General features: G+C 67.6%; 28 protein-coding genes. 12 read left to right on the top strand and 16 right to left on the bottom strand.

What is annotated here, in order from left to right:
* Positions 1–32: 32 nt before the first annotated feature.
* The 10 genes from QUV18_RS01680 to QUV18_RS01635 all read right to left on the bottom strand — a co-directional run bounded on the left by QUV18_RS01680 (position 33) and on the right by QUV18_RS01635 (position 9,520).
* Positions 33–3,095, bottom strand: a complete 3,063-nt coding sequence (locus QUV18_RS01680; RefSeq protein ID WP_300891518.1) for an efflux RND transporter permease subunit — start codon at positions 3,093–3,095, stop codon at positions 33–35.
* Between the two features lie 10 nt (positions 3,096–3,105).
* Positions 3,106–4,155 (bottom strand): efflux RND transporter periplasmic adaptor subunit, encoded by a 1,050-nt coding sequence (locus QUV18_RS01675; protein ID WP_300891517.1) that lies wholly within the window; start codon positions 4,153–4,155, stop codon positions 3,106–3,108.
* Between the two features lie 99 nt (positions 4,156–4,254).
* The gene (gene ureG, locus QUV18_RS01670) at positions 4,255–4,905 is read right to left on the bottom strand and encodes an urease accessory protein UreG (protein ID WP_300891515.1); all 651 of its coding nucleotides are present in this window, start codon (positions 4,903–4,905) and stop codon (positions 4,255–4,257) included.
* Positions 4,902–5,549, bottom strand: a complete 648-nt coding sequence (locus QUV18_RS01665) for an urease accessory protein UreF (protein WP_300891513.1) — start codon at positions 5,547–5,549, stop codon at positions 4,902–4,904. The genes ureG and QUV18_RS01665 overlap by 4 nt, the downstream gene beginning before the upstream one ends.
* Positions 5,539–6,066 carry an urease accessory protein UreE gene (ureE, locus tag QUV18_RS01660; RefSeq protein ID WP_300891511.1) on the bottom strand — a complete coding sequence of 176 codons (528 nt, stop codon included), beginning with the start codon at positions 6,064–6,066 and terminating at the stop codon, positions 5,539–5,541. Before ureE ends, QUV18_RS01665 begins: the two co-directional genes overlap by 11 nt.
* Positions 6,067–6,077: 11 nt before the next feature.
* A complete protein-coding gene (gene ureC, locus QUV18_RS01655; RefSeq protein ID WP_300891510.1) occupies positions 6,078–7,838 on the bottom strand; it encodes an urease subunit alpha in 1,761 nt (586 codons plus the stop codon).
* Positions 7,839–7,844: 6 nt separating this feature from the next.
* Complete coding sequence (locus QUV18_RS01650) at positions 7,845–8,153, bottom strand: antifreeze protein (protein ID WP_300891509.1); 309 nt, start codon at positions 8,151–8,153, stop codon at positions 7,845–7,847.
* A gap of 8 nt (positions 8,154–8,161) precedes the next feature.
* Positions 8,162–8,467, bottom strand: a complete 306-nt coding sequence (locus QUV18_RS01645; RefSeq protein ID WP_300891508.1) for an urease subunit beta — start codon at positions 8,465–8,467, stop codon at positions 8,162–8,164.
* Positions 8,468–8,478: 11 nt separating this feature from the next.
* Positions 8,479–8,781 (bottom strand): urease subunit gamma, encoded by a 303-nt coding sequence (locus QUV18_RS01640; protein ID WP_300891507.1) that lies wholly within the window; start codon positions 8,779–8,781, stop codon positions 8,479–8,481.
* Between the two features lie 4 nt (positions 8,782–8,785).
* On the bottom strand, positions 8,786–9,520 hold the full coding sequence (locus QUV18_RS01635) for an urease accessory protein UreD (RefSeq protein WP_300891506.1): 735 nt from the start codon (positions 9,518–9,520) through the stop codon (positions 8,786–8,788).
* A 317-nt stretch (positions 9,521–9,837) separates the two neighbouring features.
* Here QUV18_RS01635 and QUV18_RS01630 point away from each other — a divergent pair, with 317 nt between their 5' ends.
* The 6 genes from QUV18_RS01630 to QUV18_RS01605 all read left to right on the top strand — a co-directional run bounded on the left by QUV18_RS01630 (position 9,838) and on the right by QUV18_RS01605 (position 15,893).
* On the top strand, positions 9,838–11,007 hold the full coding sequence (locus QUV18_RS01630; protein WP_300891505.1) for a pyridoxal phosphate-dependent aminotransferase: 1,170 nt from the start codon (positions 9,838–9,840) through the stop codon (positions 11,005–11,007).
* A 19-nt stretch (positions 11,008–11,026) separates the two neighbouring features.
* Positions 11,027–12,070, top strand: a complete 1,044-nt coding sequence (locus tag QUV18_RS01625; RefSeq protein ID WP_300891504.1) for a GlxA family transcriptional regulator — start codon at positions 11,027–11,029, stop codon at positions 12,068–12,070.
* 126 nt (positions 12,071–12,196) lie between these two features.
* A complete protein-coding gene (locus tag QUV18_RS01620; RefSeq protein WP_300891503.1) occupies positions 12,197–13,336 on the top strand; it encodes a ring-hydroxylating oxygenase subunit alpha in 1,140 nt (379 codons plus the stop codon).
* A 46-nt stretch (positions 13,337–13,382) separates the two neighbouring features.
* Positions 13,383–14,177, top strand: a complete 795-nt coding sequence (locus tag QUV18_RS01615) for an SDR family oxidoreductase (RefSeq protein WP_300891502.1) — start codon at positions 13,383–13,385, stop codon at positions 14,175–14,177.
* A gap of 39 nt (positions 14,178–14,216) precedes the next feature.
* On the top strand, positions 14,217–14,957 hold the full coding sequence (locus QUV18_RS01610) for an SDR family oxidoreductase (RefSeq protein WP_300891500.1): 741 nt from the start codon (positions 14,217–14,219) through the stop codon (positions 14,955–14,957).
* Entirely contained in the window at positions 14,958–15,893 is a 936-nt protein-coding gene (locus QUV18_RS01605) for a 3-hydroxyacyl-CoA dehydrogenase NAD-binding domain-containing protein (RefSeq protein WP_300891499.1), read from the top strand. It begins immediately after the preceding gene.
* Here QUV18_RS01605 and QUV18_RS01600 read toward each other — a convergent pair.
* Both QUV18_RS01600 and QUV18_RS01595 read right to left on the bottom strand, forming a co-directional pair.
* Positions 15,863–16,516: a hypothetical protein gene (locus QUV18_RS01600; RefSeq protein WP_300891498.1), complete on the bottom strand. Its 654-nt coding sequence runs from the start codon at positions 16,514–16,516 to the stop codon at positions 15,863–15,865. The genes QUV18_RS01605 and QUV18_RS01600 overlap by 31 nt on opposite strands.
* A 122-nt stretch (positions 16,517–16,638) precedes the next feature.
* Positions 16,639–17,781 (bottom strand): Xaa-Pro peptidase family protein, encoded by a 1,143-nt coding sequence (locus QUV18_RS01595; protein WP_300891497.1) that lies wholly within the window; start codon positions 17,779–17,781, stop codon positions 16,639–16,641.
* A gap of 131 nt (positions 17,782–17,912) precedes the next feature.
* On the opposite strand from QUV18_RS01595, the gene QUV18_RS01590 reads away from it, so the two are divergent.
* From QUV18_RS01590 to glmS, 3 genes are all read left to right on the top strand, one after another.
* Positions 17,913–18,695 (top strand): arylmalonate decarboxylase, encoded by a 783-nt coding sequence (locus QUV18_RS01590; RefSeq protein WP_300891495.1) that lies wholly within the window; start codon positions 17,913–17,915, stop codon positions 18,693–18,695.
* Positions 18,692–19,375: a GntR family transcriptional regulator gene (locus tag QUV18_RS01585; RefSeq protein WP_300891494.1), complete on the top strand. Its 684-nt coding sequence runs from the start codon at positions 18,692–18,694 to the stop codon at positions 19,373–19,375. The genes QUV18_RS01590 and QUV18_RS01585 overlap by 4 nt, the downstream gene beginning before the upstream one ends.
* Before the next feature lie 109 nt (positions 19,376–19,484).
* Positions 19,485–19,967 carry a methylaspartate mutase subunit S gene (gene glmS, locus QUV18_RS01580; protein ID WP_300891493.1) on the top strand — a complete coding sequence of 161 codons (483 nt, stop codon included), beginning with the start codon at positions 19,485–19,487 and terminating at the stop codon, positions 19,965–19,967.
* Here the strand turns inward: glmS and QUV18_RS01575 are convergent.
* Positions 19,964–20,908 carry a LysR family transcriptional regulator gene (locus QUV18_RS01575; RefSeq protein ID WP_300891492.1) on the bottom strand — a complete coding sequence of 315 codons (945 nt, stop codon included), beginning with the start codon at positions 20,906–20,908 and terminating at the stop codon, positions 19,964–19,966. The genes glmS and QUV18_RS01575 overlap by 4 nt on opposite strands.
* A 139-nt stretch (positions 20,909–21,047) precedes the next feature.
* On the opposite strand from QUV18_RS01575, the gene QUV18_RS01570 reads away from it, so the two are divergent.
* The 3 genes from QUV18_RS01570 to QUV18_RS01560 all read left to right on the top strand — a co-directional run bounded on the left by QUV18_RS01570 (position 21,048) and on the right by QUV18_RS01560 (position 23,862).
* Positions 21,048–21,728, top strand: coding sequence for an SOS response-associated peptidase (locus tag QUV18_RS01570; protein WP_300891491.1), 681 nt, complete (start codon positions 21,048–21,050; stop codon positions 21,726–21,728).
* 74 nt (positions 21,729–21,802) lie between these two features.
* Complete coding sequence (locus QUV18_RS01565; protein ID WP_300891490.1) at positions 21,803–23,164, top strand: formimidoylglutamate deiminase; 1,362 nt, start codon at positions 21,803–21,805, stop codon at positions 23,162–23,164.
* Positions 23,161–23,862, top strand: a complete 702-nt coding sequence (locus QUV18_RS01560) for a GntR family transcriptional regulator (protein WP_300891489.1) — start codon at positions 23,161–23,163, stop codon at positions 23,860–23,862. The genes QUV18_RS01565 and QUV18_RS01560 overlap by 4 nt, the downstream gene beginning before the upstream one ends.
* Before the next feature lie 10 nt (positions 23,863–23,872).
* Here QUV18_RS01560 and QUV18_RS01555 read toward each other — a convergent pair whose 3' ends face one another.
* Genes QUV18_RS01555 through QUV18_RS01545 form a run of 3 tightly spaced genes read right to left on the bottom strand, consistent with a single transcriptional unit; the run spans position 23,873 to position 25,007 of the window.
* Positions 23,873–24,238: a Na+/H+ antiporter subunit G gene (locus tag QUV18_RS01555; protein ID WP_300892034.1), complete on the bottom strand. Its 366-nt coding sequence runs from the start codon at positions 24,236–24,238 to the stop codon at positions 23,873–23,875.
* Complete coding sequence (locus QUV18_RS01550; protein ID WP_300891487.1) at positions 24,238–24,507, bottom strand: K+/H+ antiporter subunit F; 270 nt, start codon at positions 24,505–24,507, stop codon at positions 24,238–24,240. Before QUV18_RS01550 ends, QUV18_RS01555 begins: the two co-directional genes overlap by 1 nt.
* Positions 24,504–25,007: a Na+/H+ antiporter subunit E gene (locus QUV18_RS01545; protein WP_300891486.1), complete on the bottom strand. Its 504-nt coding sequence runs from the start codon at positions 25,005–25,007 to the stop codon at positions 24,504–24,506. Before QUV18_RS01545 ends, QUV18_RS01550 begins: the two co-directional genes overlap by 4 nt.
* Position 25,008: the final 1 nt, after the last annotated feature.

Raw genomic sequence — 25,008 nt, 5'->3', positions numbered from 1 at the left:
AATCCCGTGTCGTTTTCCCGGCTGCGGGCGAATTACGCCGGGGAAGCGGTTTCGCTTTGTGCGGCAGGCGCATTCCGGTCGGCGCGGATGAAGAATACGTAATAAAACACCGGGGCCGCGATCAGCGTCAGGATCGAGGCGAAGGCGAGCCCGCCCATGATGGTGACGGCCATCGACTGGAAGAACGCATCCCATATCAGCGGGATCATGCCGAGGATGGTCGTGGCGGCCGCCAGGACCACCGGGCGGAGGCGCGACACCGAGGCGGCGACAATCGAATCTTTCAGCGGTTGCGCCGGCTTGTCGCGGCGTTCGATGTCGATCTGGTCGACCAGGACGATGCCGTTCTTGATCAGCATCCCCGAGAGCGACAGGAGGCCGAGCAGCGCGGTGAAGGTGAAGGGCATGCCGGTGCCGAGCAGCCCGAGGCTGACGCCGTTGACGGACATCGGCACCAGCAGCCAGATGATCAGCGGCTGGCGGATGGCGTTGAAGAGCAGCACCGAGATGGTGACCATGACGATCAGGCTGAGCGGAAGCTGGCGGCCGAGGCTTTGCTGGGCCTGGGTGGAGCTTTCCAGCTCGCCGCCCCATTCCATGTCGTAACCGGAGGGGAGTTCCATCTCCTCGATGGTCCGGGTGACTTCGGATTGCACCTGGGCCGCGGTGAGGCCGGGCGCGATGTCGGCGCCGACGGTGATGGTGAGCACGCGGTCGCGGCGTTTGAGCAGCGTGTTCTGCGGGTCGAAGCGCAGGCCGTTGGTCATCTGTTCGAAGGGAACGAAGGCCTGGGCGCTTTCGGAGTAGATGACGAAATCGGTCAGGGCGAGGTCGTCTTCGGGGTCGGCGCGCAGGATGATGGGGATCTGGCGCTCGCCCTCGCGGTAGACGCCGGCCTGGATGCCGTCGGTTGCGAAGCGCAGGATGCCGGTGACGTCGTCGCGGTTGATGCCGGCCTCCTGGGCGCGGTCGTTGGCGTAGACGGGCCGCAGGACCAGTTCCTGTTCGCGCCAGTCGATGCGGGGGGCGACGATGTTGTCGGAGGCGGCCTCAAGCCGTTCGGCGGCCTGGTCGGCGAGCTCGCGCAGGACCGCCGGGTCGGAGCCGGAGAAGCGCGCCTCGATCGGGTTGCCGCCGCCGGGGCCGAAGGCGAGGCGCTTGGCGCGGAATTCGCCCTCGGGGAGGGTCTGGGCGGTGAATTCCTCCATCCGGTTGATGACGAAGGCGATGGTGTCGATCGTCTCGGTCCGGACGATGATGTGCCCGTAGGACGGGTTGGGGTCTTCCGCCTGGTAGGTGAGCATGAAGCGGATCGCGCCCTGCCCGGCATAGGAGGTGGTGGAGACGACCTCGTCCTGCTGCATCAGCCAGTCTTCGAGCACGCGCAGGTCTTCGGAGGTCTGGTGGATCGAGGCGCCCTGTTCGAGCTTGTAGTGGACGAAGAAGAGCGGCGTGTTGCTGTCGGGGAAGAACTGTTGCTTGATCTGGCCGAAGAGCATGAAGCAGACCACGGTGATGGCGACGAGGCCGGGGATGACCAGCCACCAGAGCCGCAGGCAGGCACGCAGGAGGCCGGCATAGGCGCGGAAGATCGCACCGTCGTAGCTGCCGCCCTCTTCGCCGGAGCCGCGCTTGAAGAAGTAATGCCCGAGCAGTGGCGTGACGGTCAGGGCCAGCACCCACGAGAGCAGCAGCGAGATGCCGATCACCGCGAAGAGCGAGAACAGGAATTCGCCCGTGGCGTCGGGGCTGAGGCCGATGCCGGCGAAGGCCATGATGCCGATGACGGTGGCGCCGAGGAGGGGGACCTGGGTCTGGCCGGCGGCCTCTTCCGCGGCATCGTGGGAGGACTTGCCGCGCAGCATGGTCATCTGCATCCCCTCGGCCACGACGATGGCGTTGTCGACCAGCATGCCCATGGCGATGATCAGCGCGCCGAGCGAGATGCGTTCCATCTCGATCGAGAAGAGACCCATGAAGAAGAGCGTGCCGACCACGGTGAGCAGGAGCGTCACGCCAACCACGGCCGCCGCGCGCCAGCCCATGAAGAGCGCCAGCACGATCACCACGATACTGACCGACATGGCGAGGTTGGTGAGGAAGTCGTTGGAGGCTTCCTCGACCACCTCGTGCTGCTGGTAGATCGGGTGGATGGCGATGCCCAGCGGCAGGCGGGGCGCGAGCTCGTCGAGCTTGGCGTCGGCGCGCTTGCCCACGTCGACGATGTTCTCGGAGCTGACGCCGGCGATGCCGAGGGTGAAGGCCTCCTGCCCGTTGTGGCGGATCAGGATGTCGGGGTCTTCCTCGCGGTCGCGGTAGACGTCGGAGAAGTCGAAGAGGTTCAGCACCTCGCCGCCCACGCCCACGGTGAGGCCGGCGATTTCCGAGACGGTGTCGCTGCCCTCCGGCCCCTGGATCAGGATGCGGCCGGTCTCGGTTTCCAGCGTGCCGCCCTCGGTGACGCTGTCGGCGTTGGCGATGGCCTGCTGAATGGCGCCGGGGGGCACGTTCTGGTTGGTGGATTGCACGAGGTCGGGTTCGACGTAGACCACCTCCTGCGGGACGCCGGAGACGTCGACATCGGCGACGCCGTCGACGGTGAGCAGTTCCCGGCGGAGGAAGCGGGAGAGCTCGTAGAGTTCGCGGTCGGAATAGCCCGGGGCGGTGATGGCGTAGTAGATGCCGAAGACGTCGCCGTAGCTGTCGTTGACGAAGGGCTGGCTGCTGCCGTCGGGAAGCTGGGCGTCGCTGACACGGGTGCGCAGCTTGGTCCAGATCTCGGGTAGTTCGTCGCCGGCAAAGGTGTCTTTCATGTCCACCGTGATGCGGGACAGGCCGGGCTGGTTGACCGAGCGGATCTCGTCGACCTCGCTCATCTTCTGGATCTCGGATTCCAGCGGTTCGGAGACCTCGCGCGAGACCTGGAGGGCGCTGGCGCCGGGGTAGCGGGTGATGATCACCGCGCTCTTGATGGTGAAGGAAGGGTCTTCGAGGCGGCCCACGGTGGCGAAGCCCCAGATGCCGCCCAGGAGGCAGACCAGGACGAGGATCCAGACGTAGATCGGCCGGGCGATGGAGAAGGTGGCGATGTTCATGGCCGCCGGCTCATTCCGGGAAGGTGCCGAAACGGGCGACGCGGTCGCCGTCTTTCAGGCCGGCGGCGCCGGACGCGACGATTTCCTGCCCCTCCTCGAGCCCGTCGGTCACGCGGACGCGGCCGGTATTTGTGGGCTCGACGGTCACGGGTGTGCGGGCGACGGTGCCGGCGGCGCCGTTCTCGTCGTCGGGGGTGAAGAGCATCACGTAGGGGCTGCCATCGTTGCTCATGACCACGGCGGTCTTGGGGATGGTGATGGCGGCGCCGGGCTTGCGCAAGGTGGCGGTGACCTCGACCGAGGAGCCGGGCAGCACGATCAGGTCGTCGGGCGGCGGCATGGCCAGCGTGATGCGGAAGGTCTGGCCGATATCGGAGGTTTCGGCGTTGAACTCGCGCACGGTGAGGGGGAAGCGTTCGTCGGAGGCGGGGAAGCTGGCGAAAAGCTCGATATCCGGGTCGCGGCCGGCCTGCTGGAAGAGCACCTCGGGCACGTCGATCTCGACCCGGAGCTCGGACATGTCATGCAGGCGGACGATGGCGGTGCCCGCGGCGACGGAGGTGAAGTTGGCCACCATGCGGCGGGCGACGAGCCCGTCGAAGGGCGCCTCGAGCGTGGCTTCCTCGAGCGAGCGTTCGGCGTTGCGCACGGCGATGCCGGCGAGGTTGGACTGGGTCTCGGCATCCTCGACGGAGACCTGGCTGACGGCGTTGCCCTCGAGCTTGCGGAGGCGTTCGAGGGTGCGGTCGGCCTGTTCCTTTTCCACGCGGGCCTGTTCGAGGGAGAGCTCGAACGGTTCGAGGTCAAGCTGGGCGATCAGGTCGCCCTCGGTGATCGGGTTGCCCTCGACCACGGGGAGTTTGACGACCTGACCGCCGACCTGGAAGGCCAGATCGACGGTTTCCTTCGCGGCGACATGGCCGAAGAACTTGCGGGTGACGGCGGCATCGCCGGCCTCGACCGGGATCAGCTTGGCGAGCGGCAGGCGCTCTGCCTGCTGGGCGTGGGTAGCGCCCGGCAGTGCCGCGGCCAGCAGCAGCGCGGTCAGGATGTGTCGCATGAGTGTCCCCCGAAGCCCGGTGGTTTTCCGTTCGCGTCTTGGCCCCGGCACGGTTGCGGCCCGTGCCTTTCCCAGGGTCATTTGTACGTCAGCTACGTTTCAGTTGAAAGACTGACCTTGCGACAGAGATGGGGCGGGGGAGAGGCCGGACAAGTCGCGGATGGCGTCGAGCACCGCCTGCTGGCCTTCGCGGTGGCGCAGCGCGGTGAAGAGGACGGGGCGGGCGCCGCGCATTTTCGCGGCGTCGCGGGCCATCACGTCGAGCGAGGCGCCGACATGGGGGGCGAGGTCGGTCTTGTTGATTACCAGCAGGTCGGAGCGGGTGATGGCGGGGCCGCCCTTGCGGGGGATCTCCTCGCCCGCGGCGACGTCGATGACGTAGATGGTGAGGTCGGCGAGTTCCGGGCTGAAGGTGGCCGACAGGTTGTCGCCGCCGGATTCGATGAGGACGATCTCGAGGTCGGGGTGGCGTTGCTGCATCTCGGCCACGGCGGCGAGGTTGATCGAGGCGTCCTCGCGGATCGCCGTGTGGGGGCAGCCGCCGGTTTCGACGCCGAGGACGCGGTCGGAGGGGAGGATCTGCATCCGCATGAGCGCCTCGGCGTCTTCCTGGGTGTAGATGTCGTTGGTGATGACGCCGATGGAGTAATGGTCTTTCATCAGTTCGGCGAGGCGGGCGGTGAGGGTGGTCTTGCCCGCGCCGACGGGGCCGCCGATGCCGATGCGGAGGGGGCCGTTCATGCGTGTCATGACTGGAAGAGCCTTGGTTGCAGGGTTTCGTGGGTCATCGCGGCGATGTCGGAGAGGAAGGTGTTGCTGTGGAGGTCGGCCGCGGTGGCGCCGGCGGTGTCCGAGACGAGGCGCTGGCAGAGGGGGGCAAGGCGGGAGAGCGTGCGCTGTGCTTGCGTCTGGCCGAGCGGCATGAGGCGCTGGGCGGCGGAGGTGAGGTTGGAGGCGAAGCCCTGCAGGTAGAGCATGGTGGTGATGTCGGCATCGAGCGAGAGAAGGCCGGCGGCGCGGCCGACGGCGACGGGGAGGAGGAGGTCGGGCAGGTCGATGGACCAGACCGGGCCGGTGACGCGGGCGAAGGCTGTGCCCTGGCGCTCGGCCTCGCGCAGGCGCTCGGCGGAGGGGGCGAGGGCGCGGGCGGTGGCGTCGATGTCGTCGAGGGCCTCTGGGGTGGGGGCGGCGTGGGCGAGGCGGAGGAGGATGGCGTCATTGCGGCCGGAGCCGTCTGTCAGCAGGTCGGCGAGCCAGTCTTCCAGCGTGTCGGCGTCATGGACCCAGCCCGCGCGGACGGCACTTTCGAGCCCGTGGGAGAAGGCGAAGCTGCCCAGCGGGTAGGCGGGCGAGAGCCATTGCATGAGGGTGAGAAGGCGGGGGTCAGCCTGCATCGACGGTCTCGTCGTGGTCGTGTTCGGGATCGTGTTCCTGGTGGCGGTCGGGGCTGTGGCTGTGGCCGTGATCGTGGGAATGGGTGCGGCCGTGGCCATAGGCGCCGCCCTCGGGCGTGAAGGGGTGGCGGGCTTCCTCGACCGTGGCGCCGAGCAGGTCGAGCATCCGGCGGATCACCGGGTCGCGCTGGATGAGCAGGCGGTCGGGGTCGACCTGGCAGGGGGTGTGGCGGTTGCCGATATGCCAGGCGAGGCGCGGCAGGCTTTTGCCGGTGACGACGAGCACGTCTTCCTCGGCGGCGCGGATGACCACGCGGGAGCCGTCATCGAGTTCCAGCGCGTCGCCGTCCTCGAGGGAGGTGGTCTTTTCGAGGTCGATCACGAAGGGGCGGCCGGTGTCTGTGGCAAGGCGTTTGCGGCGCAGGAAGCGGGTGTCGTAATCGAGGGTGACGATCTCGGCCACGCCGCGCCATTCCCCGGCGCGGCGGACGGTCTGGGCGAGGGGCAGGTCGGTCATGTCGTGTTCCTTCAGAACAGGAAGTAGCGCTGGGCCATGGGCAGGGTTTCGGCGGGCTCGCAGGTGAGGAGCTCGCCGTCGGCGCGGACTTCGTAGGTTTCGGGGTTCACCTCGATATGCGGGGTGGCGTCGTTGAGCAGGAGGTCTTTCTTGCCGATGTTGCGGGTGTTGCGGACGGCGAGCGTGTCCTTGGCGAGGCCGAGGGCGGCGCCGATGCCTTCGGATTGCGCGGCTTCGGAGACGAAGGTGACGGCGGAGCGTTCGACCGAGCGGCCATAGGCGCCGAACATCGGCCGGGAATAGACCGGCTGGGGCGTGGGGATGGACGCGTTGGGGTCGCCCATCTGGGCACAGGCGATGGTGCCGCCGATCAGGACCATCTCGGGTTTCACGCCGAAGAAGGCGGGGTTCCAGAGGACGAGGTCGGCGCGCTTGCCGGGCTCGATGCTGCCGATCTCGTGCGAGAGGCCGTGGGCGATGGCGGGGTTGATGGTGTATTTCGCCACGTAGCGGCGGACGCGGAAATTGTCGTTATCGCCGGTTTCATCCGAGAGGCGGCCGCGCTGTTTCTTCATCTTGTCGGCGGTCTGCCAGGTGCGGATGATCACCTCGCCCACGCGGCCCATGGCCTGGCTGTCGGAGGCGATGATCGAGAAGGCGCCCATGTCGTGGAGGATGTCCTCGGCCGCGATGGTCTCGCGGCGGATACGGCTTTCGGCGAAGGCCACGTCCTCGGGGATGGATTTGTCGAGGTGGTGACAGACCATGAGCATGTCGAGATGCTCTTCCAGCGTGTTGACGGTGAAGGGGCGCGTGGGGTTGGTGGAGGAGGGCAGCACGTGCTCCTCGCCGCAGATGCGGATGATGTCGGGGGCGTGGCCGCCGCCCGCGCCCTCGGTGTGGAAGGCGTGGATGGTGCGGCCCTTCATGGCCTTGACGGTGTTCTCGACGAAGCCGCTTTCGTTGAGCGTGTCGGTGTGGATCATCACCTGCACGTCGAGCGCGTCGGCGACGGAGAGGCAGCAGTCGATGGCGCCGGGGGTGGTGCCCCAATCCTCGTGCAGCTTGAGGGCGCAGGCGCCGGCGTTGACCTGTTCCTCAAGCGCGGCGGGGAGGGAGGCGTTGCCCTTGCCCGCGAAGGCGAGGTTCATCGGGAAGGCGTCGGCGGCCTGCAACATGCGGCCGATATGCCAGGGGCCGGGCGTGCAGGTGGTGGCGAGCGTCCCGTGGGCGGGGCCGGTGCCGCCGCCGAGCATGGTGGTGAGGCCCGAGTGCAGGGCGTCCTCGATCTGCTGGGGGCAGATGAAGTGGATGTGGCTGTCGAAACCGCCGGCGGTGAGGATGCGCCCCTCGCCCGCGATGGCCTCGGTGCCGGGGCCGACGATGATGTCGACGCCGGGCTGGGTGTCGGGGTTGCCGGCCTTGCCGATGGCGGCGATGCGGCCGTCCTTGAGGCCCACGTCGGCCTTGATGATGCCGGTGTGGTCGACGATGAGCGCGTTGGTGATGACGGTGTCGACGGCGCCCTCGGCGCGGGTGGCCTGGGACTGGCCCATGCCGTCGCGGATGACCTTGCCGCCGCCGAACTTGACCTCTTCACCATACGTCAGCGTATTGTTGCCGGAGCCGCCGGTGGCGGCCGCGCCGGCGCGTTCGGCGATGAGGTCACGCTCGACCTCGATGATGAGGTCGGTGTCTGCCAGCCGCAGCCGGTCGCCCACGGTGGGGCCGAACATGGCGGCGTAGGAGGCGCGGGAAATGGTGGCGGGCATGGGCGGCTAGTTCCTTTTCGGGCCGCGCCTTGTCAGGCGGGTGACATTGGATTTCGTGGTGCGGCGGATCGGCTTGAGCGCGCGGGACAGGGTTTTCTGGCTGTCCTGCCCTTTCATGGTGCCCAGCATCAGGCGGGTGCCGGCCTCGGCGAAGGCTTTCTGCTTCTCGGTGACCATGCGGGCATTCTCGGAGGGGAGGACCGACCAGAGGCCGGCCATGCCCATCATCCGCATCCAGATGACGGCGCCCGCCTCCATCGCGATGAGGGTCGCCTGTGTCTGGAGTTGCAGCAGGGCGAAGGGGTTGGGGATCATGCCGTGTTTCATAGCGCGCCCATCACGGACTGGTTGAAGCCGAAGATGCGGCGGGCGCCGGAGACGGGGATCAGGCTGACCTCGCGGCGCTGGCCGGGCTCGAAGCGGACGGCGGTGCCGGCGGCGATGTCGAGGCGCATGCCGCGGGCGGCGTCGCGGTCGAAGTCGAGGGCCGAATTGGCCTCGGCGAAGTGGTAGTGGCTGCCGACCTGAACGGGGCGGTCGCCGGTATTGGCGACCATCAGGGTGATCGGTTTGGCGTCGGCGTTGAGCGTCAGCGTGCCTTCGGCGGGAAAGAGCTCTCCGGGGATCATGGGCGGGCCTTTCAGCGGATCGGGTTGTGAACGGTGACGAGCTTGGTGCCGTCGGGGAAGGTGGCCTCGACCTGGACCTCGTGGATCATCTCGGGGACGCCTTCCATGCATTGATCGCGGGTGATGACCTTGGCGCCCGCTTCCATCATGTCGGCGACGGAGCGGCCGTCGCGGGCGCCTTCGACGACGGCGTCGGTGATCAGCGCGATGGCCTCGGGGTGGTTGAGCCGGACGCCGCGCGCCAGCCGTTTGCGGGCGATCTCGGCGGCCATGGCGACCAGCAGCTTGTCTTTTTCCCGGGGGGTCAGGTTCATCGGGTCACAGTCTCCATGACGTGGGGAGGGCGCCGCCGCTGAGCCGGTCGAGCGCGGGCAGGAGGTGGGTGCGGAGCGCGTGGCCGTCGGGGGCCACGAGGCGCAGGGTGAGCATGTCGGGGGCGAGCAGGGAGGCGCCGCCGGTAGGCGGCAGTAGCGCGCGCAGGGGGGCGAGATGGGCCTCGGCGTCGGGGGCGACGTAGAGGAGGGATACCATCGCCGCCGCGCCGTTGCCCGAGGAGGCGCGGGCAAGGCGGGCGGCGAGATCGCCGGTGAGGGAGACACCGTCGAGGTAAAGGGGCTGGCCGGCGCGGGTGATGCGGATGCGATCGCGGAAGCTGGCGTCGGTCAGGGTTTCGCCCATGGCCGTGCGGCCGAAGAGGACGGGTTCGGCCATCAGCAGGCGGGCGGTGGGGGCGAGGTCGATCTCGAGCCGGCGGTCGAGGGCGCAGCCGTTGTAGAGGATGAGTTCCTGCGGGAGCCAGTGGAGGGTGGCGTTCTCCGCCACCGTAAGGCGCGAGCGCATGTGGCCGGTTTCGCCGGGGCTGGCGCGGTAGGCGCGTTCGGCGGCCTGCGTCGTGAGCGTGGTATGGGTGTCGGTGCCGATATGGGCGGTGACGTGGAACCGGTCGCCGCCGGTGACACCGCCGGAGGTGTTGATGAGGATGGCCTGCAGGCCGTGCTCGGGGCGGGGGAAGAGGGCCTTGAAGGCGCCGGACTGGCGGAGGGTGTCGAGCACGCTGCGCCCGCCGACCGGCTTGGTCGAGAGGGCGATCTCGCCCCTTGCCCGTGGGAGGACGGGCGGCAGAACATGGGCCGGATGCAGCGTGATGACAGTTCTCCCCCCGAGAATGGCGTGGTGCTTGGTTGGATGGGATCACGGGCGCGATGGGGCGGCAAGATTCGGGGGGTGTGCGCGGCGCAGGGCCGGTGAGGTTGCGCAAATGATGGGCGGTGTGCCCGATTTCCGGGCAGTGACGGCGCGGCGCGGCGGGCGTTCTCATCGGGGGCATTTTGCGCTAGCACGCGGGAGAGTTTCAAAACAGGGAAGTGGCCATGACGGAATTGCAGTTTGCCGGGAACCTTTCGCGCCTTGGGACGGAATCGGCCTTCACGGTGCTGGCCAAGGCCGGGAAGATGGCGGCCGAGGGGCGCGATATCATCAACCTCGGGATCGGGCAGCCGGATTTCCGGACGCCGGAGCATATCGTCGAGGCGGGGATCAAGGCGCTGCGCGACGGGCATCACGGGTACACGCCGGCCAATGGCTTGCCGGAGTTGCGCGAGGCGGTGGCGGCGGACCTGCACCGGCGGCACGGGGTAGAGGTGAACCCCGATCACGTGGTCGCGGTGCCCGGCGGCAAGCCCACGATGTTCTTTGCCGTGCTGATGTTCGGCGAGCCGGGGGCGGAGATCATGTATCCGAACCCGGGCTTTCCGATCTACGAGAGCGTGATCCGGTATAGCGGGGCGACGCCGGTGCCGATCGAGTTGAAGGAGGAGAACGGGTTTGCCTTTTCCGCCGAGGCGGTGCTGGGGCAGATCACGCCGAAGACGCGGCTGATCATCATCAACAGCCCGGCGAACCCCACGGGCGGCGTGACGCCGAAGGAGGAGATCGACAAGCTGGTGGCGGGGCTGGCCGAGCATCCGCAGGTGGCGGTGATGTCGGACGAGATCTATTCCAACATGCTTTATGGCGGGCGGGAACATGTGAGCCTGTTGCTGTATCCAGAGATCCGCGACCGGCTGATCATGCTGGACGGGTGGTCGAAGACCTACGCGATGACCGGCTGGCGGTTGGGCTATGCGGTGTGGCCCGAGGCGGCGGTGGATCACGTGACGCGGCTGTGCATCAACGACCATTCCTGTGTGAACGCGGCGACGCAGTTTGCGGGGATTGCCGCGCTGAACGGGCCGCAGGACGCGGTGCGCGAAATGGTGGCGGAGTTCGACGCCCGGCGGCAGGTGATCGTCGAGGCGCTGAACGGGTTGCCGGGGGTCAGGTGTGCCGATGCGGCGGGGGCCTTCTACGCGTTTCCGAATATCGAGGGGACGGGAATGACCAGCCACGAGGCGCAGGACCGGTTTCTGGAGGAAGCCGGGGTGGCGGCGATTGCGGGGACGTCCTTTGGCAAGTTCGGCGAGGGGTATCTGCGGTTCTCCTATGCCAACAGCACGGAGAACATTCGCGAGGCGATCCGGCGGATCGGGGAATTGCTTTAGGCGCGTTGCCCGATTTAACATGGCTGGACGTGTTCTGGCCGAAAGTGGACCCATGCCCGCGCCCCGCATCCCGGTGCAGCTTGCCGTTCTGGTGACGCCGCATTTCAACCTTGCCGCGACGGTGGGGTTCATCGACCCGTTTCGCGTGGCGAATTACCTGAACGGGCAGATCCTGTTCCGCTGGGACGTGGTGTCGGAGGCGGGCGGGGCGTGTGCGGCCAGCAACGGGATGGTGATCGGGACGCGGGCCCTGGCGGAGATCGCGGGGCAGCGGCGGGATATCGTGGCGGTGTCGTCGAGCTGGACGCCGGAGGCGCATCGCTCGGCGCAGTTGCAGGCGGCGCTGTGGCGCTGGGCCAGGGCCGGGGCGACGATGGCGGCGCTGGATACCGGCGCGTTCATTCTTGCCGAGGCGGGGCTGCTGAAAGGGCGGCGGGCGACGGTGCATTACGAGCATATCGATGCGTTCGGCGAGATGTATCCCGACACGGAAGTGACGGAGGACCTGTTCGTTTATGACGGCAACCGGATCAGTTGCAGCGGCGGGAGTGCGGCGACGGATTTCGCGCTGAACATCCTGCGGGGGACGCATGGGGATGCGCTGGCGAACCGGGCGGCGCGGTACCTCTTTCATCAGAGTGTCAGGCCGGCGGGGAGCCAGCAGAATGCGGACCCGCTGGAGCCGCTGGGGAACACCGCGCCGAGGAACGTGCGGCGGGCGATCGCGCTGATGGAGAAGCACCTGGAAGACCCGCTGTCGATTGCCGGGATCTGCGAGCGGATGGAGATTTCGCACCGGCAGTTGGACCGGCTGTTTCGTCGTTACGTGAAGAAGGCGCCGGCGGCGTATTATCGGGATATAAGGTTGGACCGGGCAAGGGGGCTGGTGACGCAGACGGAGATGGCGCTGAGCCAGGTGGCGCTGGCGTCGGGCTTCGCGAGCCAGGTGCATTTTTCGCGGGCCTATCGGGCAAGGTTCGGGCTGCCGCCCCGGCAGGACCGGATCGAGGGGCGGGTGCCGTTCGAGTTCCGGGCGTGGCCGATGCATCGGAAGACGGTGTGATGTCTGGTTTGGTCAAGTTCGCGGCGGGTTTGGTGTAAATGCGCCTTTGAATTGGGGGTGATGCTGGGGAAGAGAGGCGGGCCGCCGAGTCGCGTGTGGCCTGCCAGCCAGCAGGAGGGCCGAGCCATGACCGACATGCCGAAACGCGCCGATTTCGAGAGGATCCGGCAGGGGTACTCCGAGGAGTCGGGGCGGTCGCTGTCGCTGCACGCCGATGCCTATACGGAGGCGGGGTGGTACAAGGCCGATTTGCAGGCGGTGATCGCGAGGACGTGGCAGTGGGTGTGCCATGTCGAGAAGCTGCGGGAGCCCGGGTCTTACGTCACGGTGAGCATTGCCGAGCGGCCGGTTGCGGTGGTGCGGGACCGGGAGGGGGTGCTGCGGGCCTTTTACAACGTGTGCAAGCACCGGGCGCATGAATTGCTGCGGGGCGAGGGGCAGACCAGCCGGATCATGTGCCCCTACCATGCGTGGGTTTACAAGCTGGACGGGCAATTGGTGCGGGCGCCGGAGACGGAGCACCTGGAGGATTTCGAGACGGGGGAAATCTGCCTCGACGCCGTGCAGGTGGAAGAATTCTGCGGCTTCGTCTTCGTCAATCTCGACCCGCAGGCAAAGCCGCTGCACGAGCAGTCGGGGAGCCTTGGCACGGAAATCCGGCATTGGGCGCCGGATATCGAGAATCTGACCTTTGGTCACCGTCTGACCTATGACATCAAGTCGAACTGGAAGAACGTGGTCGACAATTTCCTCGAGTGCTACCACTGCCCGACGGCGCACAAGGATTTCTGCGATCTCGTGGATATGGATACCTACAAGGTGACCACCTACGGGATCTATTCGAGCCACATGGCGGATGCGGGGCAGGGGGCGAACAGCGCCTATGACGTGTCGAACGCCACGGTCAGGACGCACGCGGTGTGGTGGCTTTGGCCGACCACTTGCCTGATGCGCTATCCGGGGCGGTCGAGCATGATCGTGCTGAACATCATTCCGGCGGGGCCGGATCGGACCCTGGAGACCTATGATTTCTTCCTCGAGACGCCGGAGCCGGACGCGATGGAGCTGGATGCGATCCGGTATCTCGACGAGGTGTTGCAGGTGGAGGATATCGGGCTGGTTGAGAGCTTGCAGCGGGGGATGAGCACGCCGGCCTTCACGCAAGGACGGATCGTGAACGACCCGAGCGGATCGGGGAAGTCGGAGCATGCGGTGCATCATTTCCACGGGCTGATGCTGGAGGCGTATGAAAGGGCGATCGGGTGAGCGTGGTGACAGGTTCCGGCTCGGGGGCCGGGACGGGGAGGGTGTGATGGGACGGCTTGAGGGGAAGGTGGCGCTGGTGACCGGCGGGCGCGGGGGGATCGGGCGGGCGATCTGTGCGCGGTTCGAGGCTGAGGGGGCGGTGGTTTATGCGGCGGATCTGTCAGAGGCGGGGTCGCTCGCCGCGCCTGACGGCGCGTCTCGCTTTGTTCGGGTGGATGTGTCGGATGAGGAGAGCGTGACGGCCGCGATGGCAAGGGTCGCCGAGGAGCAGGGGCGGCTGGACGTGCTGGTGAATGCCGCCGGGATCGAGATCGAGAAGACGATCGAGGAGACGAGCCTCGAGGAGTGGAACAGGTCTTTCGCGGTGAACGTGACGGGCACGTTCCTGACCTCGAAACATGCGTTGCCGTTGTTGCGGAAGGCGGCGGCGGATGGCGTGAGTTCGGGGATCATCAATTTCGGGTCTTATGACGGGTTCATCGCCGATCCGGGGCTGGCCGCCTATTGCGCCACCAAGGGGGCGGTGCATGCGCTGACCCGGGCGATGGCCTGCGATCACGGACCGGAGGGAATACGCGTGAACGCGATTTGCCCCGGTTACATTGACACGCCGATGCTGCAGAGTTTCTTTACCGGAGACGGATCGGGCGGGGGCGGCAAGAGCATCGGGGAGTTGCAGCAGGCGGTGCGCGATGTGCACCCGCTGCGGACCTATGGCACGCCGGAGGATATCGCCAACCTCGTGACCTGGCTGGCCAGTGACGAGGCAAGGTATGCGAGCGGGCAGTTGTGGGTTCTGGATGGCGGGCTGTCGGCGCAGGTGCAGCAGATGAGGATTTGAGTATTTTCGGAATGGTGAAGGTTCGGTCGGGGGAGCGGGATGCGGCTTGAGGGAAAGCGGGCGCTGGTGACCGGCGGGCGGCAGGGAATCGGGCGTGCGATCGTCGAGGCGTTCTTGCGCGAAGGCGCCGAGGTGGTGACCTGTGGGCGCGGGGGCGATTCGGGGGATTTGCCGGAGGGCTGTGGCTGGGTGACGGCGGACGTGTCGGACCCGGCGCAGGCGGCGGCGCTGGTGGAGGCCTGCGGGGCGTTGGACGTGCTGGTGAACAACGCGGGCGTGCAGGTGGAGAAGACGGTTGTCGATAGCACGGACGCGGATTGGGAGCTGGTGATCGGGGCGAATTGCCGGGGGGTGTTCAATGTCTGTCGCGCGGCGATCCCGGTGATGCGGGACGGCGGGGCGATCGTGAATATCGGGTCGATTTCCGGTCAGAACGCGGACCCGTCGATGGCGCTTTACAATGCGTCGAAGGCCTTCGTGCATGGGTTGACGCGGTCGATTGCGGTGGATCACGGGCCGAAGATCCGGTGCAACGCGATCTGTCCGGGGTGGATCAACACGGGCATGCTGGAGGCGGGGTTCGACCTTGCGGGTGATCCGGCGGCGGCACGGCGGGACGCGATTGCGCGGCATCCGGTGCGGCGGTTCGGGGAGCCCGGCGATATTGCCGCGATGGCGGTGTGGCTGGCCTCGGATGAGGCGGGGTTCGCGAGCGGGCAATTGTTTACAATCGACGGGGGGATGACCGCGGCGTCCCCCCTCAATCCGGGGATGTTCTGAATGAATGATGTGACGCAATGCGCCGTGCTGGGCGCGGGAGTGATCGGGGCGAGCTGGACGGCGTTGTTCCTGGCGTCGGGGCGGTCGGTGGCCGTTTATGACCCTGTCGAGGGGGCCGAGGCGGCGGTGCGGGCCTATGTGGAGCGGGCGTGGCCGACGATGGACGCGCTGGGGCTGACGGAGCGGGGCAATCCGGGGCGGGTGACGTTCCATGGCTCGGCGGCGGAGGCCGTCGAGGGCGCCGGGTTCGTGCAGGAGAACGTGCCGGAGCGGGTGGCGATCAAGCACGCGACATTTGCCGAGATCGAGCCGGTGCTGGCGCCGGGGGCGGTGGTGGCGAGCTCTGCCTCGGGGCTGACACTGGGGCAGATGCAGGAGGGGTGGCAATCGCCGGGGCGGTTCATCCTCGGGCATCCGTTCAACCCGCCGCATCTGATTCCGCTGGTGGAGCTGATGGCGAACGGGCGGACGGAGGATGGCGTGCTGGACGCGGCGGAGGCGTTCTATGCGGATATCGGCAAGGTGACGATCCGGGTGCAGCGCGAGGTGCCGGGGCACGTGGCGAACCGGTTGCAGGCGGCGGTGTGGCGGGAGGCCATTCACCTTGTGCAGAGCGGCGTGGCGAGCGTTGCGGATGTGGACAAGGCGATGAGTGCGGGGCCGGGGCTGCGCTGGGCGGCGATGGGGCCGACGGCGTTGTTCGGTCTGGGGGCCGGCGCGGGCGGGTTGCAGGCGTTCTGCGACCACTTTGCCGATACGTTCAACGGGTGGTGGCAGGATATGGGTGAGCCGGTGCTGGACGCGGAAACGATTGCGTTGCTGGTCGAGGGGTTGGAGGAGGCCAATGCCGGGCAGTCGGTGGAGGAGCTGAGCGCGCGGCGGGATGCGATGATACTGGCGATGCGTCAGGCGCTTGCGGGGGTCCAGTCGGCGTAGCCGCGGGTTGTCAGGGCCTTGTGCAGGGCGGCGTTCAGGTCTTCGGTGAGGGTTTGCGGGTGTGCCGCGAGGTCGGCGAGGCGGCTGTGGACGTCGAGGCTGAAATGCGTGTCGTGGCCGAGGGCGGTGGCGAGGTGCTGGACGGCGGCGACGGCCGGGGCGAGGTCGATATCGGTGAGGATGAGGGCGTGGGCGAGGCAGGTGTTGCCGCGCCAGCGCTGGGCCGTGCCGACGATCTTGCGGCCCGAGACGGCGAGGTTGTAATCGCCGTCGCAGAAGCTGCCCTCGACGGGCTGGGCGGTGGAGGCGATGCCGAGGGTGGCGAAGGCGTCGGTGAGCGGGTCGGTGATCTCGGCATAGCTGCCGCGGATGTCGCGGCCATGGGGCGGCGCAACGGTGAAGGCGAGCGCGACGTTGAGCACGCCCGGCCCTTGCGGGGTGATGCCGCCGCCGGTCTGGCGGGGGGTGACGGGCCAGCCTTCGGCGGCGGAGGCGCGGGCGGCCTGCGGGTAGGTGTCGGTGAGGGTGTAGCGCCGGGGCAGGACGAGGCAGGGGGTGGCGACCGACCAGAGGAATGCGGAGCGCGGCGCGTCGCCCGAGGCCACGGCGGAGAGCATGGCCATCTCGGCGGAGAGGCCTTGGTCGGCCGTGTCGAAGAGGATCGGGGCGGCGGGCAGGGCTTTGTCCTTGGGTGACCGGCGGGGCGCCAGTTAAGGCGGGCCCGACGGGGAGGTCAAGGCAGCGCTCATTTCACGTGCGGGCCGAAGGGGGTGCTGTTGAGGATCTCGGCGCCTTCCGGGCCGAGGAGGACGGTGTTCGAGACGAAGTAGTTGCCGCGGCCGGTTTCGGTGAACCATGACATGAGGTGAAAGGTCATGCCGACCTTCATCTCGAGGTCGGAGTCGTGGCGCAGGCCGGTGACGCGGGGGCCGCCTGTCCATGACGGCGGGAAGCCGATGCCGACGAGGTAGCCGCAATGGTGGCGGCGGTAGGTGGGCAGGCCCGCCGCGTCGACCACGGATTGCCAGCCGTTGTAGACATCGCGTGCGGTGACGCCGGGTTTGAGGGCGTCGAGCGTGGCGTGGAAGGCGCGGGTGCTGAGCTCGGCCATCTCGGCGTCTTCCTCGGAGATGTAGCCGATATGGACGAGGCGGCCCATGGGCGCGTTGTAGCGGGCGACGCAGCCTGCGACCTCGAGGAAAACGGTCTGGTGGTGGGTGCCGTCGCCCCAGCTTGTGTGTTCCTCGGCCATGCGGGCGGCGGGGCGGATGAATGGCCCGAAGCCCGGGGGCGTGCCGCCGGCGCGGGTCATGGCGGCGAGGCAGTCGGCCGCGACATCGGTTTCGCGGGCGCCGTCGTGGATGGCGTCGATGGCGGCCTGTGTGCCCGCGTCGGCGGCCTTGGCGGCGGCGCGCATGAAGGTGATTTCCTCGGGCGATTTGACGAGGCGCATGAGGTCGAGCATGCCGGTGATATCCTGCCAGGCGGCGGCGTCGATCTGGTTGGCGAGTTGGTGGCCCATGCCGTAGGCGAGGCCGGAGGACCAGTTTTCGAGGCCGAGGGTAAGGCCCCCGCACTGGCCGTTCAGGTGTTTCACCGCAACGTCGGCGGCGGTTTCGGAATCGGTGTGGCCGATGAAGGTGGCGTTGCGGACCTGGTTGCGGATGACGACCTGTTCCATCTGGCGGGTGATGAGGGTGAGGTCGCCCACGGCCGGGACGATGAGGAGGTGGGGCGCGAAGTAGCCCCAGTGGTCGAGGCCGATCAGGTAGAAGATGTTCTCGGGCGAGCTGAAGAGGGCCATGTCGAGGCCCCGTTTGGCCATCTCGGTGCGGGTGGCGGCGAGGCGGCGGGCGAGTTCGGCATCGGTGAAGGGGTTCGAATGCATGGCGGGCTCCTTCAGGGAATCGGGTCAAGCTGTATACAGGTTGGAAGCTATCGGACATCACGGCAACGGGTTTGTGCGGAATCGACGGCTGGTGTATACATATGCGACAGATCCCGGAGGGAGTTGCCCATATGAACGCCAATGATCCGATGACCGAAGCCGCGCGGGCGGCGATCCTGAACGCGGTGGGTTTCGACGAGGGGCGCAATGCGCGGGCGAAGATCGGCTTCGTGCTGATCCCCAACGAGCAGACGATCGAGGAGGAGATGCTGCGCCACATGCCGCCGGGGGTGGGCGCGTATTTCAGCCGGGCGCCGATGCCGCGGGATATCACCTCGGAGAGCTTGGCGCAGTTGAAGCAGTCGCTGGCCGCGGCGGCGGGGCGGATCTTGCCGGATGACGGGCTGGACGTGGTGACGCTGGGCTGTACCTCGGGGACCGTGGCGGTGGGCGAGGCGGCGGCCTGTGCCGAGCTGGAGAAGGGCGCCAAGGGGGCGGTGGCCTCGACGCTGGCGGGGGCGGTGCGCAAGGCGCTGGCGGCGGTGGGGGCGGGGAAGATCGTGCTGGGCTCGCCTTACGTGCCGGAGCTGAACGCGCGGATGGTGCGGTATCTGGAAGAGGCCGGGTTCGAGGTGCTGCGCGCGCATGGCATGGGGCTGAGTTACGACACCGAGATGATCCGGGTGTCGCCCGCGTACCTGATGGATTACGCGCGGGCGATCGACCATCCGGAGGCGGATACGGTGCTGCTGAGCTGTGGCGCGCTGCGGAGTATGGAGGTCATCGACCGGATCGAGCAGGCGCTGGGCAAGACGGCGATCTGTTCCAACCAGGCGATGTTGTGGGACGTGCTTCGGCTGGCCGGGGTGCAGGACCGGCTGGAGGGGCTGGGCCGGCTTTTGCGCGAGTATTGAGGGACGGGGCGGAGACCAAGGGCGCCGCGGCGATCTTCCGGGCGGTGCGCGAGCGGATCTGTACGCTGGAGCTGCCGTTCGGGGCGGTGCTGCGCGAGGTCGAGCTGGCGCGGGAGTTCGGGGTGAGCCGGACGCCGGTGCGGCAGGCGCTGCACCAGCTTGCGGCGTTCGGCCTGGTGGAGACGCGCAACGGTGTGGGCACGCTGGTGACGGCGGGCGACCCGGAGACGCTGGCCGATATCTACGAATTGCGGATCCGGCTGGCCGGGCTGATCGGCGAGCTGGCGACGGGGCCGTGCCCGCGCGAATCGGCCGACGCGATGCGGGCGTTGCAGGCGCAGGCCGAGGCGCTGCCGGACCCGCCCGGGGCTCGGGCGTTCTGGCAGGTCAACGAGGACCGGCACGAGATCGTCAACGCGCTGATCGGGAATCGGGAGCTGCGGGGGCTGCACGACCTTTATTATTTCAAGGTCGCGCCCTTCTGGTTCGCGCTTTACGCCGAGGCGCCGGAACGTGAGTTCACGCTGCTCTTGCGGGAGATTCGCGAAATGGTGTTCTGGCTGGAGCAGGGCGACATGAAGGCGGTGGCCAACATGCAGGAGAACAACACCGCGATGGCCGCGCGACGGGTGGCGGCGGCCTTCGGGCGGGGCGGGGATGAGCCGGAAATCGCCCAATGAATGATAAGAAAACATGAAGTAAGCAAAAAGTGAAATAAGCCATGTTGACCGTAACGGGGGAGTTTTCTACGGGTCGAAACTGGTTGCAGGCAACATGGACAGGCAAGGAATGCCATCGACTTACAAAATCGTCCTCGGGGTCATCGGGGCAGAGCAGCAAACGGTCGGGAATTGCGTGATGGCGCAGGTTTTGACCGATCACGGGTTCGAAGTTGAGAATGTCGGCTGCTGTGGCAGCCGCGCCGAGCTGGTCAGGGCGGCGGTCGAGACGGGGGCGGATGCGATTCTCGTTTCCTGTGCCGACGGGCTGGCGGAATCGGAGTGCAAGTCGTTGCGGGAGACCTGCGCGGCGAGTGGGGTGAGCGACGTGCTGCTGTACCTGGGCGGCCGCTTCCTTGCCGCGAAGGGAAGCTGGGACGAGACCGAGGCGCTGTTTCTTGCCAAGGGATTCGACCGGGTGTTTCCGGCGCGTGCGAACATCACCCGCATCGCCGCGAAGCTGCGCGACGATATCGACATGCGCCGGCCCGGCGCGCACCTGTACGGGGCGGGCGCCTTCGGCGTGGCGCCGGCGGTGGCGGCCTACGACTAGACCGGTGCGAGCGTGGGGCCGAAGAAGTCGCGCATGAAGCGCGGGCCCTTCGACTTGATGAAATCGCGGAACTGCCGGGCGGCGGCGCCGAGCACGGCCTCTTTCGGGTAGAGCACGAACCAGTCGCGCAGCTCGGGCATGTCCTCGGCGTCGAGGATGGTCAGCTTGCCGGCCTCGTGTTCCAGCGCGATGGTGTGGGCCGAGATGAAGGCAAGGCCCATGTTGGCCATCACCGCCTGCTTGATGTTGGCGTTGCTGTCCATCTCCTGCGATTGCGGGAGGGAGAGGCCGTCGCTCTGGAAGTAGTGCTCGTGGACCATGCGGGTGCCGGAGCCGGGTTCGCGCACAAGGAAACGGTGCGCGGCGAGGTCGGCGCGGCGGATGCGGCGGAACCGGGCGAGCGGGTGGTCGGGGTGGCTGATCAGCACGTAGGGGTGGCGCGCGAACTGGTGCGCCGTCACCTCGATCCGGCGGGGCGGGCGGCCCATCAGGGCAAGGTCGATCTGGCCGGTTTCCAGCGCCTCGATCACGCCGCGGCGGTTGGCGATGGTGATCTGTAGGTCGATCCGGGGGTGGTGTTTCTGGAATTCCTGGAAGAGCTGGGGGCCGAAATTGCGTGCGGTGGAGACCATGGCGACGCGCACCCGGTTGTCGAGCTCGCCCTGCATGGATTTCACCATCTCGACAGCGTCGGTCAGGGTGGTGGTCATCTGGCGGGCGTAGGGCACGAGGGCATTGGCGATCTCGGTCGGCTGGATCGAGCGGCCTTCCTTCTCGAACAGGACGGCGCCCAGCTCCTCGCCCAGCTTGCTCATCTGCATCGAGACCGCAGGGGCGGAGAGGGAGAGGGTCTCGGCCGCGGCGGCGAAGCTGCGGTTTTCCACGGCGGCGAGGAAGATCTCGAGCTGGCGCAGCGTGATCCGTGAGCCGTCTTTCGTCATCGCGTTTCCCCCCTTGGTCGTGCGCCGTAATGATTAGCGGAGGCGGCGGGTAAGTTCAAAAATTCTTACCGGTCACGCCTGTCGCGGGTTGGCGTCATCGGGGCTTGCCCGCGCGGGTGCCGGTGCTAGCATCCGGCCCATGTGCAACCTGCATTCCAACATGACCACGCAACAGGCGATGCGCCAATTGTTCGACGTCGCCGCCGGGTTCGACGGGCTGGGCAACTTCGCGCCGCTACCGGCGATCTTTCCGCGGTACAGCGCGCCCGTGGTGCGGATTGGCGAGGGCGGCCAGCGCGAGCTGGTGTCGATGCACTGGGGGTTCCTGATGCCGCAAGTGTCGAAGAAGACGGGCAAGCCGATCATGCCCAAGGCGGTGAACAACGCGCGCGACGACAAGGTGCGGCATTCCGGCTTCTGGCGGGCGAGTTTCGAGGCGCGGCGCTGCCTGATCCCGGCCACGTCCTTTTGCGAGGCGAAGGGGCGCAACCCGGCGACATACTACTGGTTCGGAATGGCGAGCGAGGACCCCGACGCGCGCCCGCCCTTTGCCTTTGCCGGGATGTGGCGGGGGTTTCGGGGCGAGTATCGGGGCGAGCTGGTGGATATCGAGACGCATACGATGGTGACCTCGACGCCGAACGAGCTGGTGAAACCGGTGCATCCGGACCGGATGCCGGTGATCCTTGAGCCCGGGGATTACGAGACATGGCTGACCGGCACGCCGGAGGCGGCGGCGGAACTGATGCGGCCCTATCCGGCCGGGAAGATGCGGATCGTGCAGCAGGGCGAGGGCGTGAAGGAAGACCCGGCGGGGTGAGTGGCGCGGGCCCTTGTCAACGGTGCCCTGTCTGGTAATATGTCTGCACATATTATCAGAAGGGACCCGACGATATGCCGACAATCTGGTCGAAACAGGCGCTGACGGCCGAAGGCTGGCAACGGGACGTGGCGGTGGAGCTTGACGGGGCGGGGCGTATCGCCAGCGTCCGGGCGGGCCAGCCGGAGAGCGGCGAGCGGGTGGAGATATTGCTGCCGGCGCCGGTGAACGCGCACAGCCACGCCTTCCAGCGGGCCATGGCCGGCATGACCGAGCGACGGGGGCCGAGCGGGAGCGACAGTTTCTGGACGTGGCGGCAGTTGATGTTCCGGTTCCTGGACCAGCTGACTCCCGAGCATATCGAGGCGATCGCGGCCTTCGTGCAGATGGAGATGCTGGAAGCCGGGTATGCCACGAACGTGGAGTTCCATTACCTGCATCACCAGCCGGGCGGGGTGCCTTACGACAATCTTGCCGAGACCAGCGCGAGGATCGCGGCGGCGGCGGCGGAGACGGGTATCGGGCTGACGCTGTTGCCGGTGCATTACCAGTATGGCGGCTGTGACCAGCGTGAGCTGGGGCCGGGGCAGATCCGGTTCGGGAATGACGCGGAGCGGTTTGCGCGGCTGCACGAGGGGGCGGGGCAGGCGTTGGCCGGTCTGCCCGGCGATACCGTGCTGGGCGTGGCGCCGCACAGCTTGCGGGCGGTGGGCAAGGATGATCTTGCGGCGACGGCGGCCTTGGCCGAGGGGCCTGTGCACATGCACCTGGCCGAGCAGATGGCCGAGGTCGAGGAGGTCGAAGCGGCCTGGGGCAAGCGGCCCGTGGAGTGGGTGCTTGAAACGGGACAGGTGGACGAGCGCTGGTGCATGATCCACTGCACGCAGATGGAGCCGCACGAGACCGAGGGGCTGGCCGCGACCGGGGCCGTGGCGGGGTTGTGCCCGATCACCGAAAGCAGCCTTGGCGACGGGATCTTCGACGGGGTGCGGTGGTTCGATGCGGGCGGCCGGATCGCCATCGGGTCGGACAGCAACATCCGGATCTCGCTGACCGAAGAGCTTCGGACGCTGGAATATTCCCAGCGGCTGCGGGACCGGTCGCGGGCGGCGCTGGCCTCGGCTGGCCAGTCGACGGGGCGGCGGATGTTCGAGGCGATGGTCTCGGGCGGTGCTCAGGCGGCGGGCCGGGGTGTTGGCGGGATTGCCGAGGGCAACTGGGGCGATCTGCTGGCGCTGGATGGCCGGGCGGTGGACCTGCAGGGGCGCGAGGGGGATGCCGTGCTCGACGCCTATATCTTCGCGGGCGATGACCGGATGGTGTCGGGCGTGTGGGTGGCCGGGCGGCCCGTGGTCGAAGGCGGGCGGCACGTGAAGCACGCCGAGATCCGCGACCGGTACGCCGCGACGATGGCCAAGCTGAGCGCGGCGCTGTGACGGCGGGTGAATTCAAGAACTGGCAGGCGGTGCAGGAGGAAGTGCGCCGCCGCATCCATGCGCGGATCTGGGCGCCGGGCGAGATGATCCCGAACGAGCAGGACCTGGCCGAGGAATTCGGCTGTGCCCGGGCGACGGTGAACCGGGCGTTGAGGAACCTGTCTGAGGCCGGGTTGCTGGAACGGCGGCGCAAGGCGGGGACACGGGTGGCGCTGCACCCGGTGCGGAAGGCGACGCTGAGCATCCCGATGATCCGGAAGGAGATCGAGGACCTGGGGCAGAGTTATGGCTACGAGCGGCTGTTCTATCGGCGCGGCACGCCGCCCGAGGCGCTGTTGCGGCAGTTGAAGGCGCGGGAGAACGACCAATTCGTCCGGGTGAAATCGGTACAGACGGCGGATGGCGCGCCGTTCGTGTTCGAGGATCGCTGGGTCAACCTGACGACCGTGCCCGGAGCTGCGGAGCAGGGGTTCGCAGAGACGAGCGCGAACGAATGGCTGTTGACCCATGCGCCCTATACCGAGGGCGATATCGCTTTTTTCGCCGGGAACGCGAGCGAGGAGGTGGCCGGTATGCTGCGCTGCGAGGCGGGTGCGGCGATCTTCGTGATCGACCGGGTGACGTGGGACAACGACCGCTCGATCACCTCGGTGCGGCAGTATTTCCGGCCCGGCTACAGGATGCAGACCAGCATCTGAAGCCGGGGAGTCAGGCGTTTTCCTCGGCCACCGGGGCGGCTTTCGTGGCCCATGTGCTGTCTTCGGGCGGCGAGGGCGGCTCGACGGCGACGCGGCGGCGGTGAATGGCGACCTTGGCGATGAACATGGCCGAGACCGGGGCCGTCACGAACAGGAAGGCCATGATCAAGAGCTCGTGCACCGAGCCCACGCCCCAGACGAAGGCATAGACCATCGAGGCCGCGAGCGTGCTGCCGACGCCCAGCGTGCCGGACTTGGTCGGGGCATGCAGGCGGGACATGGGGCTGTCGAGCTTGAGCAGGCCGTAGGAGCCCACGAGGATGAAGAGAGCGCCGATCACGATCAGCGCGCTGACGAGGATTTCGGCGGCTTCCATCATTCGATCACGTCCCGGCGCAGGATGAAGCGGGCATAGGCCACGGTCGACACGAAACCCAGCATGGCAATGAGCAGGGCGGCTTCGAAATAGACCTGTGTCTGGGTGAGGATGCCGTAGAGCACGATAAGCGCGACAGCGTTGACGGAGATGGTGTCGAGCGCCAGCACGCGGTCGCCCGAGCCCGGGCCGATCAGCAGGCGCCAGAGGGCGAGGACCTGCGACAGGCCGACCGCGGCGAAGGCGAAGTAGAGGGCGTAGATGATCATTCGAAAATCTCCTTCAGGCGGCGTTCGTAGCGGTGCTTGATGTCGTCGCGCACGGCGTCCGGGTCGGGCGCGTCGAGCGCGTGGACCAACAGGGAATGCCCTTCGTCGGAAAGGTCGGCCGAGACGGTGCCGGGGGTCAGGGTGATGGTGCCGGCGAGGATGGCGATGGCCTCGGGCGTGCGCAGATCGAGCGGGATGCAGACCCAGTTGGGCTTCATCCGGGCGTTGCTCTTGAAGAGGACGATCAGGGCGACCTGCACGTTGGCGAGCACGATGTCCCAGACGACGATGAGGATGTAGGAAACCATCCGGTACGGCCGCCGCATGAGCGGGCGCTGGGGCCAGTAGGCGGCCGTCAGGATCGGGATCAGGATGCCGAGGATCAGGCCGAATGCCACAGCGCCGGTGCTGGGCGTGTTGATGAGCATGCACCAGACGAGGGTGAGCAGCAGCGTGAGGAGCGGGTGCGGGAAGATGCGTCGGGTCAGGCGGCTGGCCATG

Source organism: Roseovarius sp., assembly GCF_030373445.1.
Lineage (GTDB): Bacteria > Pseudomonadota > Alphaproteobacteria > Rhodobacterales > Rhodobacteraceae > Roseovarius.
Note: the sequence above shows the minus strand (reverse complement) of the source record. Positions and strands in the feature narration are given on the sequence as shown.

Coding starts and splice junctions, on each gene's coding strand:
- ureE (WP_300891511.1), bottom strand. CDS start 6,066: ATGACCGACCTGCCCCTCGCCCAGACCGTCCGCCGCGCCGGGGAATGG.
- QUV18_RS01550 (WP_300891487.1), bottom strand. CDS start 24,507: ATGATCATCTACGCCCTCTACTTCGCCTTCGCCGCGGTCGGCCTGTCG.
- QUV18_RS01665 (WP_300891513.1), bottom strand. CDS start 5,549: ATGCAGGCTGACCCCCGCCTTCTCACCCTCATGCAATGGCTCTCGCCC.
- QUV18_RS01675 (WP_300891517.1), bottom strand. CDS start 4,155: ATGCGACACATCCTGACCGCGCTGCTGCTGGCCGCGGCACTGCCGGGC.
- QUV18_RS01595 (WP_300891497.1), bottom strand. CDS start 17,781: ATGCATTCGAACCCCTTCACCGATGCCGAACTCGCCCGCCGCCTCGCC.
- QUV18_RS01615 (WP_300891502.1), top strand. CDS start 13,383: ATGGGACGGCTTGAGGGGAAGGTGGCGCTGGTGACCGGCGGGCGCGGG.
- QUV18_RS01620 (WP_300891503.1), top strand. CDS start 12,197: ATGACCGACATGCCGAAACGCGCCGATTTCGAGAGGATCCGGCAGGGG.
- QUV18_RS01605 (WP_300891499.1), top strand. CDS start 14,958: ATGAATGATGTGACGCAATGCGCCGTGCTGGGCGCGGGAGTGATCGGG.
- QUV18_RS01625 (WP_300891504.1), top strand. CDS start 11,027: ATGGCTGGACGTGTTCTGGCCGAAAGTGGACCCATGCCCGCGCCCCGC.
- QUV18_RS01575 (WP_300891492.1), bottom strand. CDS start 20,908: ATGACGAAAGACGGCTCACGGATCACGCTGCGCCAGCTCGAGATCTTC.
- QUV18_RS01565 (WP_300891490.1), top strand. CDS start 21,803: ATGCCGACAATCTGGTCGAAACAGGCGCTGACGGCCGAAGGCTGGCAA.
- QUV18_RS01545 (WP_300891486.1), bottom strand. CDS start 25,007: ATGGCCAGCCGCCTGACCCGACGCATCTTCCCGCACCCGCTCCTCACG.
- QUV18_RS01590 (WP_300891495.1), top strand. CDS start 17,913: ATGAACGCCAATGATCCGATGACCGAAGCCGCGCGGGCGGCGATCCTG.
- QUV18_RS01570 (WP_300891491.1), top strand. CDS start 21,048: ATGTGCAACCTGCATTCCAACATGACCACGCAACAGGCGATGCGCCAA.
- QUV18_RS01645 (WP_300891508.1), bottom strand. CDS start 8,467: ATGATCCCCGGAGAGCTCTTTCCCGCCGAAGGCACGCTGACGCTCAAC.
- QUV18_RS01680 (WP_300891518.1), bottom strand. CDS start 3,095: ATGAACATCGCCACCTTCTCCATCGCCCGGCCGATCTACGTCTGGATC.
- ureC (WP_300891510.1), bottom strand. CDS start 7,838: ATGCCCGCCACCATTTCCCGCGCCTCCTACGCCGCCATGTTCGGCCCC.
- QUV18_RS01650 (WP_300891509.1), bottom strand. CDS start 8,153: ATGATCCCCAACCCCTTCGCCCTGCTGCAACTCCAGACACAGGCGACC.
- glmS (WP_300891493.1), top strand. CDS start 19,485: ATGCCATCGACTTACAAAATCGTCCTCGGGGTCATCGGGGCAGAGCAG.
- QUV18_RS01555 (WP_300892034.1), bottom strand. CDS start 24,238: ATGGAAGCCGCCGAAATCCTCGTCAGCGCGCTGATCGTGATCGGCGCT.
- QUV18_RS01630 (WP_300891505.1), top strand. CDS start 9,838: ATGACGGAATTGCAGTTTGCCGGGAACCTTTCGCGCCTTGGGACGGAA.
- ureG (WP_300891515.1), bottom strand. CDS start 4,905: ATGACACGCATGAACGGCCCCCTCCGCATCGGCATCGGCGGCCCCGTC.
- QUV18_RS01640 (WP_300891507.1), bottom strand. CDS start 8,781: ATGAACCTGACCCCCCGGGAAAAAGACAAGCTGCTGGTCGCCATGGCC.
- QUV18_RS01610 (WP_300891500.1), top strand. CDS start 14,217: ATGCGGCTTGAGGGAAAGCGGGCGCTGGTGACCGGCGGGCGGCAGGGA.
- QUV18_RS01600 (WP_300891498.1), bottom strand. CDS start 16,516: ATGGCCATGCTCTCCGCCGTGGCCTCGGGCGACGCGCCGCGCTCCGCA.